Here is a 20,169-nt window from a genome sequence, read left to right as displayed (position 1 = left end):
CGGATGTTTCTCAGGCCGAAGCGGCCTGAACGCCCTGGTCGTCGCTCAGGGCATGTGCGGCGCGGTAACGAACCAGGAGAAGGGTCAGGTCGTCGGCTTGATGCGCGCCGCGGGAGAAATTTTCCACGGACTCCAGAATCGATTTTTGAATCTGCTCGAGAGGAACGTCCTGCTGGCCGGTAAGAACCTCCTGGAGGCGCGGGACGCCGTACATGTCGTCGTCGGGATCCATGGCCTCGGTGACGCCGTCGCTGAAGAGGACCAGGGTGTCGTTGGGCTCGAGCTTGACGCGGGCGGTGACATATTCGGCTTCGGGAACGAGGCCCACGGGGAAGGAGCCTTCGGTGAAGGGGGCTTCGGCGCGGCCGCTGCGGATGAGGATGGGGGATGGGTGACCCGCGTTGATGAATTCGAGATTGCCGTTGCGGTCGAGGATGGCGAAGAACAGGGTGGCGTAGCGGCCCACCTCGGCGTGCTCGCAGAGGAAGCGGTTGACGTGATTGATAACGCGCGCGGGATCGGTGCCCAGGCTCATGCCGGAGAGCGCGCCCTGCAGCATGGTGGTGAGCAGGGCCGCGCCGAGGCCTTTGCCGGAAACGTCGGCGATGAGAAAGGCGGTGCGCTCGTCGCTGAGGGGGAAGACGTCGAAGTAGTCGCCGCCCACGGAGAGGCAGGGAAAATTGCAGCCGGTCACGGCAAAATGAGGGTGAAGCGGGAAATTGCGCGGGAGCAGGGCCTGCTGAATGTCGCGGGCGATGTTGATCTCCTGCTCCATGCGCTGGCGTTCGCGTTCGCGCTCGACAAGGCGGGCGTTGTCCAGAATGCTGGCGGCCTCCACGGAGAGGGCGTCTAGGATCTGGCGGTCAAGTTTGGAGAAGGCCGCGGGGCGGCGGGAGTCGAGATAGACGACGCCCAGAAAAGTGTCCTGGCGTGGGGCGACGGCGGAGTCCGCGGTGTTGCGGCGCATCAGAGCGTACAGAGGGATGACCACCACGGAGCGCAAGCCCTGCGTGACAATGCTTTGCGCGGCCTGCAGATCAATGTTGGCCTGCGCGAGATCCTCGGTGATCACCGCGGCCTGCTGGTCCAGGGCCATGCGCAGAGCGGTCTGGCTGGGCGTGATGCCCTCGATAGGAAGGCGGCTGCCGCCGCTGCGGCGGGCCAGGCGCACGCGCAGCTTGCCGCTCTCGTCGGGGACCAGGAGCACGCCGCGGTCGGCATTGGTGACGGAAACGGCGTGATCGAGCATGGTGCCCAGGACGGAATCCAGGGGCAATTGCGAGTGCAGCAGGGAAGTTGCTTCCAGGAGGAGATTGAGCTGGCGCAGGCTGCCGCCAGAGGGATTGTCGCTGGAGGAGATATGTTCAATGCGCGTGAGCAGGGCCGGCAGCTCTTCCTCGCCGGCCGAAGAACGGAAGAAAAGCTGATAGGAGTCGTCGAGGCCGAAGGTGATGGTGTCGCCGGCGGTGAGCGGGCGGCTTTCGATTTTTTCGCCGTTGACGAACATGCCGCGGCGCTGCCCGCGATCCTCGACGTGGAAGCGCCCGCCCTCGAAGACAATCGCCGCGCACTGCCGGGAGATGCGGCGGTCGGAGAGCTGCAGATGGTTGCCGGTTTCGCCGCCGCGGCCAATGAGGAAGGGGCTCTGGGTAATGCGTACGAAGCGGCGTGCGCCGTCCGGGGATATCACCTCGAGAGCCGCTTCGGGAATGATCTGCGTGTCGGCCATCAGTGCGCCTTGCGGAGGGATTCTAGCATGACTAGGAACGGGCGGCGGAGGCGATGCGGCGGTTGACGTATTCGGCGACGTGGTCATCGAAGGCCTGGCGGAGGCGGAGGGTGGCGGGGCCGGGAGCGGCGGCGATGGGATGCCCGGCGATTTCGCTGGCGCTGATCAGGTTGCGGTTGGTGGAGGAGATGAAGACTTCGTCGGCGGAGTAGAGATCCTCGGGGTGCAGGGCCTGCTCGACGATGGGGATGCCCGCTTCGGGCGCGATCTCAAAGAGGATGGCGCGGGTTACGCCTTCCAGGCAGCCGGAACTGAGCGGCGGCGTATGGATCTTGCCGCCTTTGACGGCGAAGATATTGGCGGCGGTGCATTCGGCGACTTCGCCGCGTTCGTTGAGCAGGACCACTTCGTCGAAGCCTTCGCGCTGGGCTTCGGCGACGGACCAGACATTGTTGAGCCAGGAGATGCTCTTGACACCGGCGAGAGGCGAGGCCGCGTGGCGGCCATGCGGGCGCAGCGCGAGGCGCACGGGCTCGCGGTATTCGGGGAGCGGCGCGGTGTAGATGAGCAGGTCCACCTGGGGGGCCTTTTCGTCGCTCTGCCAGAAGCCGACCTGATTGTAGACGAGATAGATGCGCGCGCAGCCTTCGCTGACCTTGTTGGCGCGGATCACGTCCTGGAGATGCAAGCGGACTTTGACGGAGGGGTAGGGCATGGGCAGGCGGATGAGCGCGGCATCCTTTTCGAGGCGGCGCCAGTGGCGCTCGTAGGCGAAAGCCTCGCCGCGCACGATGCGCAGGGTGGTGAAGAGGCCCCAGCCGCAGAGGAGCCCCGCCTGTCCGGGCGAGAGCCGAACTTTTTCGATGGGCAGCAGGCTTTCGTTATGAAAGATGTGGCGATGAATCACGCGGACCTCGCTGAAAGAACGTCGGTTGCGCCCCATTGTATCCGAAAACCGGCGCGGGGGAAGAAGCGGTAAGGAGTGATGTGCTGAGTGGCGAGTGACAAGTGGCGAGTGGCGAGCGGGAGTTCCGAAGCGGGGACGTACCCCCCACCCCCCGTGTTTTTAGCAAAGAGTGCGCAAGAGATTGATTTATTGGAAGTTGCGTTGCGCTGTGTGCGAATCAGTGCAAAAGAGTGCGCAAGAGCATGAAACGAAAGAAGTTTAAGTCGTGTAGATTTCCGTTGGTACGAAAGAGTGCGGAAGTGGTGATTCTGGAGGGGTTGCGGGAGGGAGAAGGAGTGTTGCGGGGCGAGCGGTGGCACGGACAAGGGGCGAGGTCCTGTCTCCTCCGCGCTGAAAAGCAAAAACACTATAACGCAGAATGTACTCAAAGTCTATATGGATTAGTGATATTTCGAATGGTGCGGCGGGGCGGGGTCGAGGATGGGGAGAACAGCAAAAAGCCCCCCCCCTCATGCCCCATAGACCCAACCGGGGCGCAAAAAACGCGCTTCGCAGGAATGGGCACTCCAACCTTGCCGGGTCATTTAAGCTTGAGCCACCCGCCGAATTTCTTGTCGGAAGGGTGCGAAGCGCTCTGGCAGTCCCGGAAAATCTACTCATTAGAATCATCTTCCTCCGCAGTCGAGTTCATCAAATCTTCTGTCGAGAGGCCAGATAAGAAATCTTGAACTGCAATCGTGCTAATTCTTGCGCGAAGATAGTCGCTCATGCAAGGGAGAGATTGGGTACTCTGTTTTAGGTTGCCGTTTTGACGATTGCACCTCGTCCTTTTTTAATAAACGAGCCTCCAGCATTTGAGCTTTAGTCGTCTTGGTTGTCAGTATCTCTGTCGTATAAGCATCAATAACAGCTTCTCCAATTCTTATACTTCCTGTTGCAGTACAAATTGGTACTCGCTAAATATGATAACGATCATCTACTTCGGGTAGTCCAAGAGAGGTAACGTTAGAAAGTTCTATTTCAGAAAGCCACGAAATTGCGATCTCTTTTGCCTGCGCTACCGTAGTAACCAAATAATTCCTTTTTTCTGCCACGAGCGGTTTGGTTCTTGCCATGTACGCAAAGGTCTCCTGATTCAATTTCTGAAGCCTGAATTATATCATTGTAGTGCATCCTACTAATCTAGATAGTCAGCGGCGCGTGTCAACGACTTTGAGACTGGCAGTCATGGAATTTAGTGAGTTTTTTTCATCTGCGTTGGACGGTTTGCGTCGAGGAAGAGAGATTTCTCACGTTCGTTCGGTCCCGCAAAACCGTCCGGGATGCAAGAAGCGCAAATGACGGGCAAAGGCAAGAGACGAGACCGGAGGCGGGCTTCCTGGTTAAGAACGCCGGGACGCAGATGAGAGGCTAAGAGAAAAGCAGATTCCTCACTCCGTTCGGAATGACATGGGTGTAGGGAGGCACATCTTTCCCAGTCCGCACGGGCTGGGCTAACGTTTGGCGCGGCCCGCGACAGCATCCGGGATGCAGATGAGAGTCTAAGAGAAAAGCAGATTCCTCACTTCGTTCGGAATGACATGGGTGCCTTGCCGTCCGCCCTGCTGTCGCCCTTGCTGTCCGGTGTGACGCGCGACGATGGATTTGGTGGCCATGAGAGGCTAAGAGAAAAGCAGATTCCTCACTTCGTTCGGAATGACATGGTGCGTTGCTGTCCGCCGTGCGGTCGCCTTTGCTGTCCGGTGTGACGCGCGACGATGGATTTGGTGGCTAGGAGAGTCTAAGAGAAAAGCAGATTCCTAACTTCGTTCGGAATGACATGGGTGCCTTGCTGTCCGCCTTGCGGTCGCTTTTGCTGTCCGGGTTGCCGTGCGCGGTGTGATGCGCGATGCCGTCCGCCCCGTCCTTTGAGTTGTCATCCCGAATCCGTTCGTCCGGGTCTGCCGAACGGGTGAGGGATCTGCTTTGAAGCTTCTGACTTTTATATGCGTGCGGAAGTCGGGCAGCGAGGTCTTCCCAAACCGGGTTTCCCTGCTCGATCAGATGGATTTTCTTTTCGCGGCGCCAGCCTTTGATTTCCTTCTCGCGGGCGATGGCGTCATTGATGTGAGCGAAAAGTTCGACGTGGACAAGCCGGAAGACGCGATAACGGGTGGTGAAGCCTGGGATAACGCCTTGGCGGTGTTCGGTCATTCGGCGCTCGAGGTCGTTGGTTACGCCGGTGTAGAGCGAGCGGGAGCGGCTGGCGAGGATGTAGACGGAAAAGGTGTGTTCCATGTTAAAGCCCCAAAAACAGATCCCTCACGTTCGTTCGGGATGACAAACGCCGGAGGGGTGTTCGGGATGACAAACGCCGGAGGAGTGTTTCCCGGATTTTGCACCGGTGTGTGCTTTTGGTCGTTTGTGTTTGGCCACGAAGCGCTCCCGCGAAATGACGGAAGTTCCGCCCGGCGAGATTCTACCCGAGCGTTATCTCTAATGCCAGTTGGCACTTGCTGAAGGGGCGTCTCAGGGACAGGAGTGGCCGGACGGCGAAGGTGATAGCGTCCCGGCCGGGGCGGGATAAATGGCGCCGCCGCTAGCAGAGCAGCTACTTGCGCGAATGCGGGGCCGAATGTCTGCGAGCGGAGTGCAAGTGCGTTGACAGGAAGGGATACATACACTAAGATTGCTGTTTGTCTCTACTGGGAAAGGTGTGACTGAGCGCAATGAGGACGTACGTAGCCAAGGGAGCAGAGGCGGAAGCGCTGAAAGTGGGCGCGAACTGGTTTGTGGTGGACGCCACGAACGTGGTGCTGGGGCGGCTGGCGACGAAGGTGGCGCGGCTGCTGATCGGGAAGGATAAGGCGAGCTTTACGCCGTATCTGGACTCGGGCGACCACGTGGTGGTGATCAACGCGGACAAGATCCGCATGACCGGGAACAAGGTCGAGCAGAAGATGTATTACAGCCACAGCGGGTATCCGGGAGGGCTGAAGGAAGTGCCGGCGAAGAGGCTGCGTCCGGTGAAGGCCGACTGGATGGTGCGCGAAGCGATTCTGGGCATGCTGCCGAAGAACAAGCTGCGGGCGCGGCGGGCCAAGAAGCTGCGCGTGTACCGCGACGCGAGCGGGCTGGCGAAGCACGCCGGGCAGAAGCCGCAGCCGCTGGCGGTATAAAGGGGCCGCAAGGGGCCCGCGAATTTTTCCGCACGTAGTGGTTTTCTTCCCGAGAAGGAAATCCCGCGAGCGCGTTGACCGCTCTGCGGTCACAGATAGAAATGGCGTGAGGAGGAGTTGTGAGTGCATCGGCAGCGCCCCTTGGGGGCGTGAAATGGTTTCTGGGGACGGGCCGCCGCAAGGAATCGGTGGCGCGCGTGTTCCTGCGTCCGGGTACCGGGAAGTTCACGGTGAACGGAAAGACGCCGGAAGTGTATTTCCCGAATCACGCTTGGAAGCACGCGGCGACGGAACCGCTGAAGTTCACCAGCCTGCAGGACCAGGTGGACGTGATGGTGACGGCGAACGGCGGGGGCGTGGGCGGGCAGTCCGGAGCGGTGCGCATGGGGCTGTCGCGCGCGCTGATCCGGTTCAATCCGGAGCTGCAGCCGGCGCTGCGCAAAAACGGATTTTTGACGCGCGACTCGCGGATGAAGGAGCGCAAGAAGTACGGGCAGAAGGGCGCGCGGAAGCGCTTCCAGTTCACCAAGCGCTAAGCGGGTTTTGACGAGCTCTGGCGGGGCGGCGCAAGCGGCCCCGCCAAGATCACGGCCGGCAAGGAGCCGGCAAGAGGCCGTTCGAGTGCGGCGGTGTTTGCGCCGCAGGGCAAACGGCTATCCACTAAGGAGGAACATTGGCAGTTGAAATTACGATGAAAGAGTTGCTGGAGGCCGGAGTACATTTCGGTCACCAGACCCGCCGCTGGAACCCCAAGATGAAGGAATTCATTTTCGGCGAGCGCAACGGCATCCACATCATTGACCTGCAGAAAACCCTCAAGATGTTCCGCGAAGCGAGCCGCTTCGTGAGCGAAATGACCGGACAAGGCCGGACCATTCTATTTGTAGGCACCAAGCGCCAGGCCCAGGAAGCGGTCGCCGAAGAGGCGAAGCGCTGCGGAGCGTTCTTCGTGAACCACCGCTGGCTGGGCGGGACGCTGACCAACTGGGCGACGCTGCAGAAGTCCATCAAGCGGCTGAAGCTGCTGAAGGCCATGATCGAAGACGGGCGCATGGACCAGTTGTCGAAGAAAGAGCGGGCGCGGCTGGAACGCGAGATGAAGAGCCTGTTCCAGAATCTCGAAGGCATCGAGAACATGACGCAGATCCCCGATGCGATGTTCGTGATCGATTCCAACGCGGAAGAGATCGCGGTGAAGGAAGCGCGGCGGATGGGCGTGCCGGTGGTGTCCGTGGTGGACACCAACTGCGACCCCGACCTGGTGGACTGGATCATCCCAGGGAACGACGACGCGCTGCGCGCGATTCGCCTGTTCACCTCGAAGATTTCCGAGTCGGTGATCGAAGGCCACGCCGCCTACCAGCAGACGCAGGTGGCGGAGCAGAAGGCCGCGGAAGACCAGGCCCTGGCCGAGCAGGTGGAATACGTGGACACGAGCGCCTACGAGCAGTACGAGAAGCAGGAAGGCGACTTCGTGGAAGGCGCCCCCGTGGAAGGGGCCGGCGCAGGCGCCGCGGAAGCGCCGGCGGCTGCGGAAGCCGAAGTCCCGGCCGCGGTTCCGACCAGCGAAGAAGTAAAGAGCTAAAGCTTCCGCGCTTTTCCCGGAAAAACCGCGAGGCCCGGCGGCGTTGCAACGAAAAACGCGCCGGGCCGTTTGTATCAACCCGAAAAGCCGGACGTGAAAACCGGGCGCGCGGGCCGATGGCCGCGGCAGGAAGTTTTCAACTCCAGAGATAAAGAGAAGAAGAGGAATGAGCACTCAACCGGAAGCGACGCAAATATCCGCACAGCTGGTGAAAGAGCTGCGCGAGCGCACCAGCGCGGGATTCAGCGATTGCCGGGCGGCCCTGGTGGAAGCCGGTGGAGACCTCGAGAAGGCCATCAGCGTGCTGCGCAAGAAGGGGCAGGCGGCGGCGGCCAAGAAGGCGCAGCGCGAGGCCAGCGAGGGCCTGGTGGGCAGCTACATCCACGCGGGCGGGAAGATCGGCGTGCTGGTGGAAGTGAACTGCGAATCGGATTTCGTGGCGCGCACGGAGGCCTTCCAGCACCTGTGCCACGAGGTGGCCATGCACATCGCGGCGCTGGATCCGCGCTACGTGCGGCGCGAGGAAGTGACGCCGGAGATGCTTGAGAAAGAGCGCGAGATCTACCGCGAGCAGGCGCGGGCCACGGGCAAGCCGGAGGCCATCATCGAGAAGATCGTGTCCGGGAAGATGGAGAAGTTCTACGAAGAGAACTGTCTCTACGAGCAGCATTTCATCAAGGACGAGTCGCTGAGCATCACGGAGCTGATCAACCAGGCGATTGCCAAGCTGGGGGAAAACATTTCGGTGCGGCGGTTCGTGCGCTTCAAGGTGGGCGAGGGCCCGGGCGCGGCGGCGGGCGCGGCGTAGTTCCAGCGGCACCAGCAGAAACCTTTTGCGAGCGCTCCGGCGAGGCCGGGGCGCTCGTTTTGTTTTTGGGGGGAGAGAAGAAGAAGAAGGAAACAACGCAGAGAACGCAGAGACGCAGAAACAGATGCAGCGCAGCCGGGAAGGGCTGCGGCCGTGCGGGCGGGGGGAATCTTTGTTACAATCAACGGGATTTTGCGCGGGTGCGGGCGGTCCGGGATGGGAAAAACCATGAAGACAGCGACGACAGCGGTGCGCAAAGGCGCGCAGAAGGCGGCGCCGATGTACGAGCGGATCGTGCTGAAGCTCTCGGGCGAGTCGCTGCAGGGCCCGCAGGGTTACGGCATTCATGGGGAGACGGTGGCGGCGCTGGCCGGAGAGATTCGCGACGTGGTGGCGCTGGGCGTGCAGGTGGCGATCATGGTTGGCGGGGGAAATATCTTCCGCGGGGGGCGGCAGAAGACCGTGGAGATCGACCGGGCGACGGGCGACTACATGGGCATGCTGGCGACGGTGATCAACGGGCTGGCGCTGCAGGACGCGCTGGAGAAAAAGGGCGTGGTGACGCGGCTGATGAGCGCGATCGAGATGCGCCAGGTGGCCGAGCCGTTCATCCGGCGGCGCGCGGCGCGGCACCTGGAGAAGGGCCGGGTGGTGATCTTCGCGGGGGGCACCGGGAACCCGTATTTTTCGACGGACACGGCGGCAGCGCTGCGGGCGATGGAGATCAAGGCGCAGGTGATCCTGAAGGCCACGCGGGTGGACGGAATCTACGACGCGGACCCCGAGAAGGTGCGCGGGGCCAAATTCTTTCCGAAGATCACCTACCGGGAAGTGCTGACGAAGGGTCTGCAGGTGATGGATTCCACGGCCATCTCGCTATGCATGGATAACCGCATGCCCATCGTAGTGTTCAACATGAACACGCACGGAAACATCAAGCGGGCGGTGCTGGGCGAGCGGGTAGGTTCGACGGTGACGCCGGACTAGGCCGGGGATCGTTCCGAGGACAGGCGGAGTATGCGATGAGCACAATTGCCAGCACGAAAGATGCGATGGCGCAGGCGCGCACGCGGATGGAAAAGGCGGTCGAGGACTTCCGGCATGAGCTGGCTTCGATCCGCACGGGGCGCGCGAATGCGGCGCTGCTGGACAGCGTGCGCGTGGACTACCACGGCACGCCGATGCCCATCAACCAGCTGGGCACCCTGACGGTGCCGGACGCGACGCTGCTGGTGATTTCGCCGTGGGATCCCGGCGCGGTGCCGCTGATCGACAAGGCCATCCGCACCTCGGACCTGGGGCTGAATCCCACGAACGACGGCAAAGTGGTGCGCGTGCCGATTCCCTCGCTGACCGAAGAGCGGCGCAAGGAGTTCGTGAAGCACCTGCACAAGGTGCTGGAGAATCACCGCACGGCGGTGCGCAACATCCGGCGCGACGTCAAGGAAGCCATCGAGAAGCTGGAGAAGGACAAGAAGATCAGCGAAGACGAGAAGAAGCGCGCGCTGGACGAGCTGGAGAAGCTCTCGCACGCGGAAACCAAGAAGATGGAAGATTTTTCGGCGGCGAAAGAAAAAGAAATCCTGGAAATCAAGTAAAGCGCCGGGTTCTCCGGCGGATCGCCTGCATCGAGCGGCGATACATCCAAGCCAAGAACAGAAGAGGGGCGGGCGGCAGTCCGCCTCAACAAAGGAACGAATCAGAGGTGCGGCTTCGCGGCCGCCGGAGGCTTCGGCGCGGCGGGCTTTGTCTTTGGCGCGGGAGTGGCGGGGCGTTCGAGAGTGAAGAGCTGGGATTCGTCGTTCTGGACGGCGCGGGTGAAGGCGGAGTAATCGGCGTTGCGGGCGGCGGGAATTTCGCGGAGGAGGAAGCGCACGCGGCGCGCGGCGCGGAGTATGGAACCCTGCGCGACATAGCTGGAAGTGTAGACGGCGTAGTCGCGGTGCACGGAGGTGCCGGCGGGGGCCTGCGCGAGGGTGCGCGGCGGCAGCCGCAGCGTGGCGCGGGCCTCGATGTCCAGGGGCGTGCCGAGCTCGATGGGCGGCGCGGCGGCGCCCGCGGCCGGGCGCGCGGGGAGTTCCGGCAGACCAACGAGCGGAAGCAGCGCGGGAATGCGCACGGGCTGCTTCGTCCAGTCCACGAAGGCGGGCTGGGCGATCTGGTATTCGAGGGTGAAAGGCTCGCGCGTGGAGGCCGGGTCGGAGGCCGTGACTTCAGCGACCGCGCCGCGGAAACCGTCGGAGTAGGCGAGCAGCTGGGCGAGACCTTTCCACTTCTCGCGCGGGGTCTGGTGAAAGGCCACGCGCAGGAGCAGTTCGTTGTCGCCGCGCAGGGCGTAGTGGACTCTGGCGGAGAGCGTGCCGTCGGCGGCGAGCGTGGCATTCACCGTGACGCGCTGCGAAGCGGCGAACGGCAGTTCCGCGGGAATCGCGGTCCAGCCGCTTGGCGCGGCGTCCGCGGAAGGCTGCGCGCGGAGCAGCAGCGCGGGCTGGCCGCGGAGCGCAGCCGGAATCATGCGGAAGGGGGCGACCTCCACGCTGAGGTCCAGCCAGAACTCACCGGCCGGGCCCGCGGCGGAGAGCAGCAGGTGGGTAAAGAGCGAAGGCCGGGGAAGCTGAGTGGCAGCGGATGCGGGAGCGCCCGTCAGAGCGGGGCGCGAAGAGAGGCCCGCCGCGGCGGCCAGCGCCGCAAAGAGAACTGCTTTGTCTTCCGGGGTGGCATAGCCGGATGCGAGAATTTCCGCGGGAAGACGCGCGCGGAAACCGGTGGAGCCGAGGGGCAGATCGACCGTGGGGATTTTCTGGGCGACAAATTCGTAGATGGCCTGGTAGTTGTCCGCGGGGGCCGCGCCGGAGTGCGTGAGTTCCGCGGCCTTGGAGGCAATTTCGCGGGCGGGTGTGGCGGGCGGCTCGAGAAGCGCGGCGAGGCGCGCGGCAAGCTGCTCCCAGGAGGCGAAGGAGGTGAGGACGACGTCGGGCTCCGCGTCGGGGGATTCTTTGGGCGGCATTTTTTCGGCGCTGGCAGTGCGCTGCCAGCGGTAGACGACGCGGGCGGCGGAGCCTTCGCCGGAGGATTCGGTGGAAGCGGCGGGTGTCGCGGGATTGACGCGCAGCTGAATGGTGCGCCCGGCGGGCAGATCGAGCTCATAGACTTCCTGGGTGATGACGCTGTCGTGCGCAAAGGTGTGCGCGAGGTAGAAGTCGGGAGCCAGCGGCGCGTGCGCGACGCTGGTGATGACGCGGTATTCGAGCACGTCGCCGGGCTGCAGGCCGAGGATGCGCACGGATTTGCGGCGGACGTCCTGGTAAGCGGGAAAGTCGGCGACGGCGGGATTGGGCCGGTCGGTGACGGCGCTGGGCAGGATGTCGGCGACGCCGCCGCTGGCGTGCGTGATGCGCACCAGGGGAATCTCGATCTGTTCGAAGGCGCGGTGGTAGTCGAAGTTGAGGCGCGCAAACTGGCGCGCGCCGGCCTCGGTGTGGAGTCTGGCGCGGGCGTGCACCTCGCGGCGGCTGGAACCGTCGGCGTCGAAACGCACGCGGGTCTCGAGAAGCTCGATGGTGTAGGGCGCGGCGGTGTCTCTGGCGGCGGCCGGAGCTTCGGAGATTTTCTCCGGCGGTTTGCTGGGGGGAGCCTGGGCGCGCAGGGCGGCGGAAGAGGCCAGGAGGAGAATCGCCACCAGGATATGCGCTCCGCGGGTTGACCGCTTCGCGGTTACCCATGCGAAAGTGAGCGGACAAGCGCGTGAGGAAGCCACGAAGGGAGTGTAGGGCGGGAGGCGGGCGAGGTAAAGAAGCGAGGAGGCGGGAGTTGCGGGAGCAGCACGGCGGCGGGCGTGGTAGAGTCTGGCGCACGGAATCCGGGAGAGGAGAGCGGAATGCGAAAACTGGGAGTGCTGGTGGCGGTGCTGCTGGGGGTGCTGGCGTGCGCGCGGGCCGGCGGGAAAGCGGCGGCGAAGGGGCCGGCGGAAGATGGCACGCTGCCGGAGCTGGCGCGGGTGGCGGGCGAGGGGATGATGAACTCGCACGCCTATGACTATCTGACGGAGCTGAGCGACGAGGTCGGCGCGCGCGTGACCGGGACGCCCGGAGCGCAGAAGGGGATCGCGTGGGCCGCGGCCCGGATGAAGGCCATCGGCCTGGAGAACGTGCACACGGAGAAATGGACGATGTGGCGGGGCTGGACGCGCGGCAGCGCGGAAGCGGAACTGCTCGCGCCGGAGCGGCGGAAGCTTATGGTGGATGCGATGGGCTGGACGGGCTCGACGGCCGCGGGCGGGGCCGAGGGCGAGGTGGTGCGGGTGAACATGTTCGCCCTGGATGAAGAGATGAAGAATGCGGCGCAGTGGGCGGGGAAAGTGCTGCTGGTGGTGCAGCAGGGCCCGCGGCCGAAAGACGGAGACAACCTGTTCGCGCGCTTCGGGGATTTCCTGAAGGCGGCGCAGAAGGCCGGGGCGCTCGCGGTGATCGGCGGGCAGGGGGGCTCGAAGGCCGCGGGGATGCACCTGACGCACACGGGAATTCTGGGGTTCGAGGCGGATTTCGAGGTGCCCGTGGTGTCCATGACGGCGGAGGACCAGGGGCAGCTGGAGCGCTATCTGGAGAGCGGGAAGACGGTGCGCGTGCGCATCAACGTGCAGAATACGTTCAGCAAGGGGCCGGTGGAGAGCGCCAACGTAGTAGGCGAGATCCGCGGGCGGGAGCATCCGGAGCAGGTGTTCGTGGTTGGCGCGCACCTGGACTCCTGGGATCTGTCCGAGGGCGCGACGGACAACGGCACGGGTTCGGCGAGCGTGCTGGGCGCGGCGGAAGCGATTGTGCGCGCGGGGCAGCGGCCGCGGCGCACGATCCGCTTCGTGCTGTTCACGGGAGAAGAGCAGGGGCTGCTGGGGTCGTTTGCATATGTGAAGCAGCATCAGGCGGAGATGAGGAATCATCTGGGCGACCTGGTGCTCGATACCGGGCAGGGGCCGGTGGACCGCTTCGAGCTGGGGCGGGACGACCTGGAAGAGGCCTTTGCGCCGTTCGCCAAGGCGGCCGGCATGTTCGGAAGCTTCGCGGTGAACGGAGACTCGATGTTCGGCACGGACACCGGGCCGTTTACGCTGGCGGGCCTGCCGGGAATTCACATGCACCAGAATTCGCCGGACTACAAATACACGCATCATTCGGCGGCGGACGCTCTGGAAGCGGTGAAGCCGGAGGTGCTGGCGCAGAATGCGACGCTGATGGCGCTAACGGCGTACTGGATCGCGGACCGGCCGGAGCGCTTCGCGGAGCCGTGGCCGGCGGAACGCACGGCGAAGATGCTGGTGCGCCAGCATCACGACGCGGAGTTGAAGGCCTTCAAGATCTGGCCGTTCGGCAATCTGGGCGCGGAGGAGAAACAGGAAGCGCCGAAGCAGTAGTCTTCCGCGGTGGCGTGAGAAAAAGACCCGCGGTTTGCGACGAATAAGCCGTCCGGGCTGTTTTGCGCGGCGGGGCCGGGCGCGGGAGTGATCAGAAGTGCGGACGGGGAGGAAGCCAAGATGAAAGCGAAGATCGCGGCAGTTCTGCTGCTGATGGTGGCGGGGATGTCCTGCGCGCGGGCGCAGGAGAAGGCGCAGGACCGGCGGAAGTTTCTCGATCCGAGCACGCCGGTGTCGGACGATCCGCGGCGCGTGCCGGTGGCCCCGGGACCGCGCGGGCCGGAGGGCACGCTGGTGCTGCGCGGGGGCCGGATTTTCGACGGAACCGGAGCGCCGGCGCGGGAAGGGACGCTGGTTATCGAGCGGAACAAAATCGTGAAGATCCTGCCGGCGGGCTCCACGGATTGGCCGCAGGCGGCGCGGGTGCTGGACGTGACGGGCAAGACGGTGCTGCCCGGACTGATTGACCTGCACACGCACCTGACCTACCCGCTGACGGAAGGGGATGCCGGCATCGCGATGAGCGAAGCGGATGCCACCCTGCGCGCGGCGGAGAAGCTGCGCTACTACCTCGAGAGCGGGATCACCAGCGTGCGCGACGTGGGCTCGCAGGGCGAGGTGACGTTCCGGCTGAAGCAGTGGGTGGCGGAGAACCGCCTGGCGGGGCCGCGGGTCTTTCCCGCGGGACAGTTCATCACCGCAGAAGGCGGGCATTCGACGGAGAATACGCCGGACGAGTTGATCCGCATGCAGGGGGCCACGCGGATCGCTTCGGGGCCGGACGACTGGCGGCAGGCGGTGCGCGAGCAGTTCCACAAGGGCGCGGATGTGATCAAGCTGGGAAGCCACTTTACGGCGGAGGAAGTGCAGGCCGCGGTGGACGAGGCCCATGCGCTGGGGTTGAAAGTGGCCGTGGATGCGGAGACGTTCTACATCCAGCGGGCGGTGGTGGCCGGGGCGGACACGATCGAGCATCCGCTGCCGCGCAGCGAGGAAACGATCCAGTTGATGGCCCGGAAGGGCGTGGCGGCGGACCCCACGCTCATCCCCTACCAGATTATTTTCGATGAATGGAACGGCTATTTCGGGTCCACGTCGCGGCGCTTCACGTTTTCGAAGGAAGCGAACCTGGAGATGCTGAAACGCTTGCGACGCGCGGGGATCAAGTGCGGCGTGGGCACGGACCTGATCCTGCACTGGTACCGCTATCTGCCGGGGGCGTACATTGCCGAATTGCAAAACTTTGTGGCGGCGGGATGGAGCGTGCCGGAGGCGCTGGTGGCGGCGACGAAGACCAATGCGGAGATCCTGGATATGGACGACCGGCTGGGAACCTTGCAACCGGGCAAACTGGCGGATGTGTTGGTGGTCGCGGGGAGGCCGGAGGAAAACCTGGAGGACCTGGCGCGGGTGGAGGCGGTCATTCGGGATGGGTACGTGCAGGTGCAGGGCGGGCGGGTGATGACGCCGCGGCACCCGGTGGTGGCCTTGAAGGGGGCGGTGAAATAGGCTTGTTCTTTTTAAGTAATTGAAGGATAATGAGGTTGCCTTAATTCTCAAAATGAGAAGTTGATGGGTTAGCGAGCTCGCCTGAGCGGAAGTCCCTGTGACGCCAAATTGGGAAGGGCGCAGCGCCGGTCGGGGAGAAGTTGACCAGGAATTGCGGCTCAACCAGGGGTAACTGCAAGATTAGTGCGGACTTTTCCACTGGGGTCCAGAGAAACGGATTTGACAGATTGAAATCTTTTCTCTATACTCCTTGTTTTGTTGGGGGTCTTTTGACCCAGTAGTTGGAAGGGAAGATCTTCCGCTCCGGAACAGAGCAAGACGGAATGGAGCAGAAGAGCGGCCGGAATGGGACGCCAGTCCCGCAAAGCCGAGTAAGCCTCTCCGATCCGAACCGGGAGTGAAGTCCTGCCTCTCGGGATGCGTGCGGAGTTTCTTGCTGGTAGATCCGGATACGCAGTACGCCTTTCAGCGACGTGTGCGCTTTCGCACCGGACTGTGTGCCGTGGCGCAGGTGCCGCGAAATTTTGTGCGCGATTGTTGAGCGCACGTGGCCCGGCAGTTTCCGGCTGCGATGCGATCACACATGAAGAGGGAACACTGTGCCGACGTTTTCGCAATTAGTACGGATGGGACGCGAGGCAGTCCGGACGAAGACCAAGTCGCCGGCGTTGATGGGCTGCCCGGAGAAGCGCGGCGTGTGCATCCGCGTGTACACGCAGACGCCGAAAAAGCCGAACTCCGCGCTGCGCAAGGTGGCACGCGTGCGGCTGACCAACAGCGTGGAAGTGACTACGTACATCCCGGGAATCGGCCACAACCTGCAGGAGCACTCGATCGTGCTCGTGCGCGGGGGCCGCGTGAAGGACCTGCCGGGAGTGCGGTATCACATCGTGCGCGGGACGCTGGATGCGGCGGGCGTGGAAAACCGCAAGCAAGCGCGCTCGAAGTACGGCGCCAAGCGGCCGAAGGCCGCGCAGAAGTAACCGCGGAACGAAGGAGCAGGAGAAGAGATGCCACGCAAAGGACAAATCAGCCGCCGGGCGGGCCAGTTGGACCCGGTCTATGGCAGCGACCTGGTGATGAAGTTCATCTGCTCGATGATGTGGGATGGCAAGCGCTCGACGGCGCAGCGCGTGTTTTACGGCGCGATGGACCTGATGGCCAAGAAGACCAACGACGATGCGCTGAAGCTGTTCAAGAAGGCCGTGGAGAACGTGAAGCCGGTGCTGGAAGTGAAGACGCGGCGCGTGGGCGGCGCGAACTACCAGGTGCCGGTGGAAGTGAATCCCTTCCGGCGGCAGTCCCTGGCGATCCGCTGGCTGCTGCAGTATTCGCGCGAGCGCGCGGGCAAGACCATGGTGGACAAGCTGGCCGACGAATTGATTGACGCCGCGAATGCGCGCGGCGGGGCGATGAAGAAGAAAGAGGACGTGCACCGCATGGCGGAAGCGAACAAGGCCTTCGCGCACTACCGCTGGTAGTCGACCGCTTCGCGGTCGCAGAAATAGTTTGGCCGCTTGGCGGCCGCAGAAAGAATTGATTTCCGGGACAAAGGATTTCGCGAACACACAATGAGCCGTCAGTTCAAACTCGAAGATACGCGCAATATCGGCATCATGGCCCACATCGATGCCGGTAAGACGACGTCGACCGAGCGCATCCTGTTCTACACGGGTGTGACCTACAAGATCGGCAGCGTGGACGAAGGCACGGCCACGATGGACTGGATGGAGCAGGAGCGCGAGCGGGGCATCACCATTACCTCCGCGGCGACCACGGCCTCCTGGGACCGCTTCGGCAAGAAGTACCGCGTGAACATCATTGACACGCCGGGCCACGTGGATTTCACCGTGGAAGTGGAGCGTTCGCTGCGCGTGCTGGACGGCGCGGTGTGCGTGTTTGACTCCGTGGCGGGCGTGCAGCCGCAGTCGGAGACGGTGTGGCGCCAGGCGGACAAATACCGCGTGCCGCGCATCTGTTTTGTGAACAAGATGGACCGCATGGGCGCGGACTTCGACCACGTGATCCGCACCATCCGCCAGCGCCTCGGTGCCCACCCGGTTCCCCTGCAGTTCCCCCTCGGCAGAGAAGACAACTTCATCGGCGTCATCGATTTCCTGGAACAGAAAGTGATCGTGTGGCTCGAGGAGACGCTGGGCGCGAAGTTCGAGATTTTCGACGTGGAAAAGCTGTGGGACAAGGCCTTCGTGGATTCCCGTCCGGACGTGGCCGCGGCGCTGAAGGGCTCGGCCATCGACAAAAAGTTCTACGACGAGCACCGCAACAAGACGGTGGAATACATCGCCGAGCACGACGACACGGTCATTGACAAGTATCTGAACGAAGGCGTGCTGACGGTGGATGAGATGCGCGCTTCGGTGCGCCGCTCGACGCTGGCGCTGAAGATCGTGCCGGTGCTGGCGGGTTCGGCGTTCAAGAACAAGGGCATTCAGCCGCTGCTCGATGCGGTGGTGGATTACCTGCCGTCGCCGGTGGATGTGCCGCCGCTCGAGGGCGTGAATCCGGAGAACGACGAAGTGGTGCTGCGCCGCGCAGCCGACGACGCTCCGTTTTCGGCGCTGGCCTTCAAGATCATGTCCGACCCGTTCGTGGGGCACGTGACCTACATCCGGGTGTACTCCGGCGTGTTGAAGTCCGGCAGCTACGTGTACAACTCCGGCAAGCGTACGCGCGAGCGTATCAGCCGCTTGCTGCAGATGCACGCCAACAAGCGCGAAGAAATTGACACCGTGTACGCCGGCGACATCTGCGCCTGCGTGGGCCTGAAGAGCGTCAACACCGGCGACACGCTGTGCGACGAGGAGAAGCAGGTCATCCTCGAGTCCATCGAGTTTCCCGCCCCGGTTATTTCCGTGGCCATCGAGCCGAAGACCAAGGCCGACCAGGACAAGCTGGGCGTGGCCATGCAGCGGCTGGCGCAGGAAGATCCCACCTTCCGGGTGTCTACCGAACCGGACACCGGGCAGACGCTGATCTCCGGCATGGGCGAACTGCACCTGGAAATCATCGTGGACCGCATGCTGCGCGAGTACAACGTGCAGGCCAACGTGGGCCGTCCGCAGGTGGCCTACCGCGAAACGATCCGCAAGAAGTCCACGGCGGAAGGCAAGTACATCAAGCAGACCGGCGGGCGCGGCCAGTACGGGCATTGCAAGATCGAACTGCATCCAATTCCCAGTTCCAGCCACGAGAACATGAAAGAGATGTCCACCGACGAGCTGGACGCGCTGGCCAAGGAAGTGGTTGGCGGGCCGGCTGGAAAATGGAAATTCGACAAGGAACACCGCTTCCTGTTCATCGACAAGGTGATCGGCGGAGCGATTCCGCGCGAATTCATCGCCCCGATCGAAGCGGGCATCCGCGAAGCGCTGGATAACGGCATCCTGGCGGGCTTCCCGACGGTGGACGTCGCCGTGGTCCTGGTGGACGGCAGCTACCACGACGTGGACAGCTCGGAAATGGCCTTCAAGATCGCGGGCTCCATGGCCTACAAGGAAGCCTGCGCGAAGGCTTCGCCGGTGCTGCTCGAGCCGATCATGAAGGTGGAAGTGGTGGTCCCGGAAGAATACATGCCGGCGGTGTTCGGCGACCTGAATGCCCGGCGGTCGGCGATTCAGGGCACGGAAAACCGCGCGGGAGCCAATGTCATCCGCGTGGAAGTGCCGCTGGCCCAGATGTTCGGGTATGCCACCGATTTGCGCAGCCGCACCCAGGGCCGCGCCACGTTTACCATGCACTTTTCGCACTATGCCGAGGCGCCGAGTTCGATCTCCGAAGAGGTGATCGCCAAGGCCACCGGCAAGGCCACGAAGTAAAGATTTCGGAGAACGGCAGAGACCGTATTTGCACTGAGGAGCAGAGGGAGCAATGGCCAAGGAGAAATTCGAGCGCAGCAAGCCGCACGTGAACATAGGGACGATCGGACACATTGATCACGGCAAGACGACGCTGACGGCGGCGATCACCAAGGTGCTGAGCAAGCACAACCCGAAGGTGCAGTTCCGGGCGTTCGATTCGATCGACAACGCGCCGGAAGAGCGGGAGCGGGGGATCACCATTGCGGTGTCGCACGTGGAGTACGAGACGGCGAACCGGCACTACGCGCACATCGACTGCCCGGGGCACGCGGACTACATCAAGAACATGATCACGGGCGCGGCGCAGATGGACGGGGCGATTCTGGTGGTGGCGGCGACGGACGGGCCGATGCCGCAGACGCGGGAGCACATTTTGCTGGCGCGGCAGGTAGGGGTGCCGGCGATCGTGGTGTTTCTGAACAAGTGCGACATGGTGGAGGATCCGGAGCTGCTGGAACTGGTGGAGCTGGAAGTGCGCGAGCTGCTGAAGAGCTACCAGTTTCCGGGGGACAAGATTCCGGTGGTGCGCGGGTCGGCGCTGGGGGCGCTGAACGGGGACGCCAAGTGGGAGAAGGCCATTGACGAGTTGATGGAAGCGGTGGACCAGAACGTGCCGCTGCCGGTGCGGGACATCGACAAGCCGTTTGCGATGCCCATCGAGGACATTTTCTCGATTTCGGGACGCGGGACGGTGGTGACGGGGCGCATCGAGCGGGGCAAGGTGAAGGTGGGCGAGGAAGTGGAGATTGTGGGCTTCCGTCCGACGATGAAGAAGACGGTGACGGGCGTGGAGATGTTCAAGAAGCTGCTGGACGAGGGTCTGGCGGGGGACAACGTGGGCTTGCTGCTGCGCGGGACGGAGAAGGACGAAGTGGAGCGCGGGCAGGTGCTGTGCAAGCCGGGAAGCATCACGCCGCACACCAAGTTCAAGGCGGAAGCGTACGTGCTGACGAAGGAAGAGGGCGGGCGGCACACGCCGTTTTTCACGGGCTACCGGCCGCAGTTCTACTTCCGGACCACGGACGTGACGGGGGACGTAAAGCTGCCGGCGGGAGTGGAGATGGTGATGCCGGGGGACAACATTTCGGCGGAGATCACGCTGATCACGCCGGTGGCGCTGGAGAAGGGGCTGCGCTTCGCCATCCGCGAAGGCGGGCACACCGTCGGCGCCGGCGCGGTCTCGGAGAT

At 63.5% G+C, this 20,169-nt stretch carries 17 protein-coding genes; 12 read left to right on the top strand and 5 right to left on the bottom strand.

Translation table 11 applies throughout. The features are described 5' to 3' along the window. Positions 1-10 precede the first annotated feature (10 nt). The 4 genes from LAN61_14670 to LAN61_14655 all read right to left on the bottom strand — a co-directional run bounded on the left by LAN61_14670 (position 11) and on the right by LAN61_14655 (position 4,913). Positions 11-1,729 (bottom strand): SpoIIE family protein phosphatase, encoded by a 1,719-nt coding sequence (locus tag LAN61_14670; protein ID MBZ5541758.1) that lies wholly within the window; start codon positions 1,727-1,729, stop codon positions 11-13. 31 nt (positions 1,730-1,760) lie between these two features. Continuing rightward, positions 1,761-2,636: an aminotransferase class IV gene (locus tag LAN61_14665; protein ID MBZ5541757.1), complete on the bottom strand. Its 876-nt coding sequence runs from the start codon at positions 2,634-2,636 to the stop codon at positions 1,761-1,763. A 956-nt stretch (positions 2,637-3,592) separates the two neighbouring features. Beyond that, positions 3,593-3,751 (bottom strand): hypothetical protein, encoded by a 159-nt coding sequence (locus LAN61_14660; protein ID MBZ5541756.1) that lies wholly within the window; start codon positions 3,749-3,751, stop codon positions 3,593-3,595. 655 nt (positions 3,752-4,406) lie between these two features. Further along, on the bottom strand, positions 4,407-4,913 hold the full coding sequence (locus tag LAN61_14655; GenBank protein ID MBZ5541755.1) for a GIY-YIG nuclease family protein: 507 nt from the start codon (positions 4,911-4,913) through the stop codon (positions 4,407-4,409). Positions 4,914-5,344: 431 nt separating this feature from the next. On the opposite strand from LAN61_14655, the gene rplM reads away from it, so the two are divergent. The 6 genes from rplM to frr all read left to right on the top strand — a co-directional run bounded on the left by rplM (position 5,345) and on the right by frr (position 9,785). After that, the gene (gene rplM, locus LAN61_14650; protein MBZ5541754.1) at positions 5,345-5,794 is read left to right on the top strand and encodes a 50S ribosomal protein L13; all 450 of its coding nucleotides are present in this window, start codon (positions 5,345-5,347) and stop codon (positions 5,792-5,794) included. A 119-nt stretch (positions 5,795-5,913) separates the two neighbouring features. After that, positions 5,914-6,330, top strand: a complete 417-nt coding sequence (gene rpsI / locus LAN61_14645; protein ID MBZ5541753.1) for a 30S ribosomal protein S9 — start codon at positions 5,914-5,916, stop codon at positions 6,328-6,330. 155 nt (positions 6,331-6,485) lie between these two features. Then, positions 6,486-7,379 (top strand): 30S ribosomal protein S2, encoded by an 894-nt coding sequence (gene rpsB, locus LAN61_14640; GenBank protein MBZ5541752.1) that lies wholly within the window; start codon positions 6,486-6,488, stop codon positions 7,377-7,379. 166 nt (positions 7,380-7,545) lie between these two features. Continuing rightward, the gene (gene tsf, locus LAN61_14635) at positions 7,546-8,187 is read left to right on the top strand and encodes a translation elongation factor Ts (protein ID MBZ5541751.1); all 642 of its coding nucleotides are present in this window, start codon (positions 7,546-7,548) and stop codon (positions 8,185-8,187) included. Positions 8,188-8,466: 279 nt separating this feature from the next. Further along, complete coding sequence (pyrH, locus tag LAN61_14630; GenBank protein ID MBZ5541750.1) at positions 8,467-9,174, top strand: UMP kinase; 708 nt, start codon at positions 8,467-8,469, stop codon at positions 9,172-9,174. Between the two features lie 35 nt (positions 9,175-9,209). Continuing rightward, on the top strand, positions 9,210-9,785 hold the full coding sequence (frr, locus tag LAN61_14625; protein MBZ5541749.1) for a ribosome recycling factor: 576 nt from the start codon (positions 9,210-9,212) through the stop codon (positions 9,783-9,785). Between the two features lie 101 nt (positions 9,786-9,886). On the opposite strand, the gene LAN61_14620 is transcribed toward frr, so the two are convergent. Continuing rightward, entirely contained in the window at positions 9,887-11,866 is a 1,980-nt protein-coding gene (locus tag LAN61_14620; GenBank protein MBZ5541748.1) for a DUF3857 domain-containing protein, read from the bottom strand. Positions 11,867-12,064: 198 nt separating this feature from the next. On the opposite strand from LAN61_14620, the gene LAN61_14615 reads away from it, so the two are divergent. From LAN61_14615 to tuf, 6 genes are all read left to right on the top strand, one after another. Further along, a complete protein-coding gene (locus LAN61_14615) occupies positions 12,065-13,594 on the top strand; it encodes a M28 family peptidase (protein ID MBZ5541747.1) in 1,530 nt (509 codons plus the stop codon). A 165-nt stretch (positions 13,595-13,759) separates the two neighbouring features. Then, positions 13,760-15,103 carry an amidohydrolase family protein gene (locus tag LAN61_14610; protein MBZ5541746.1) on the top strand — a complete coding sequence of 448 codons (1,344 nt, stop codon included), beginning with the start codon at positions 13,760-13,762 and terminating at the stop codon, positions 15,101-15,103. A 599-nt stretch (positions 15,104-15,702) separates the two neighbouring features. Then, positions 15,703-16,086: a 30S ribosomal protein S12 gene (gene rpsL / locus LAN61_14605; GenBank protein ID MBZ5541745.1), complete on the top strand. Its 384-nt coding sequence runs from the start codon at positions 15,703-15,705 to the stop codon at positions 16,084-16,086. A 27-nt stretch (positions 16,087-16,113) separates the two neighbouring features. Beyond that, entirely contained in the window at positions 16,114-16,584 is a 471-nt protein-coding gene (gene rpsG / locus LAN61_14600) for a 30S ribosomal protein S7 (protein ID MBZ5541744.1), read from the top strand. Between the two features lie 90 nt (positions 16,585-16,674). Further along, on the top strand, positions 16,675-18,939 hold the full coding sequence (gene fusA / locus LAN61_14595; protein ID MBZ5541743.1) for an elongation factor G: 2,265 nt from the start codon (positions 16,675-16,677) through the stop codon (positions 18,937-18,939). Between the two features lie 52 nt (positions 18,940-18,991). Continuing rightward, positions 18,992-20,169 (top strand): elongation factor Tu (gene tuf / locus LAN61_14590; GenBank protein ID MBZ5541742.1); only part of this gene is annotated, 1,178 nt, incomplete at its 3' end.

It is taken from the genome of Terriglobia bacterium (genome assembly GCA_020072785.1).
Lineage (GTDB): Bacteria > Acidobacteriota > Terriglobia > Acidiferrales > UBA7541 > Acidiferrum.
Note: the sequence above shows the minus strand (reverse complement) of the source record. Positions and strands in the feature narration are given on the sequence as shown.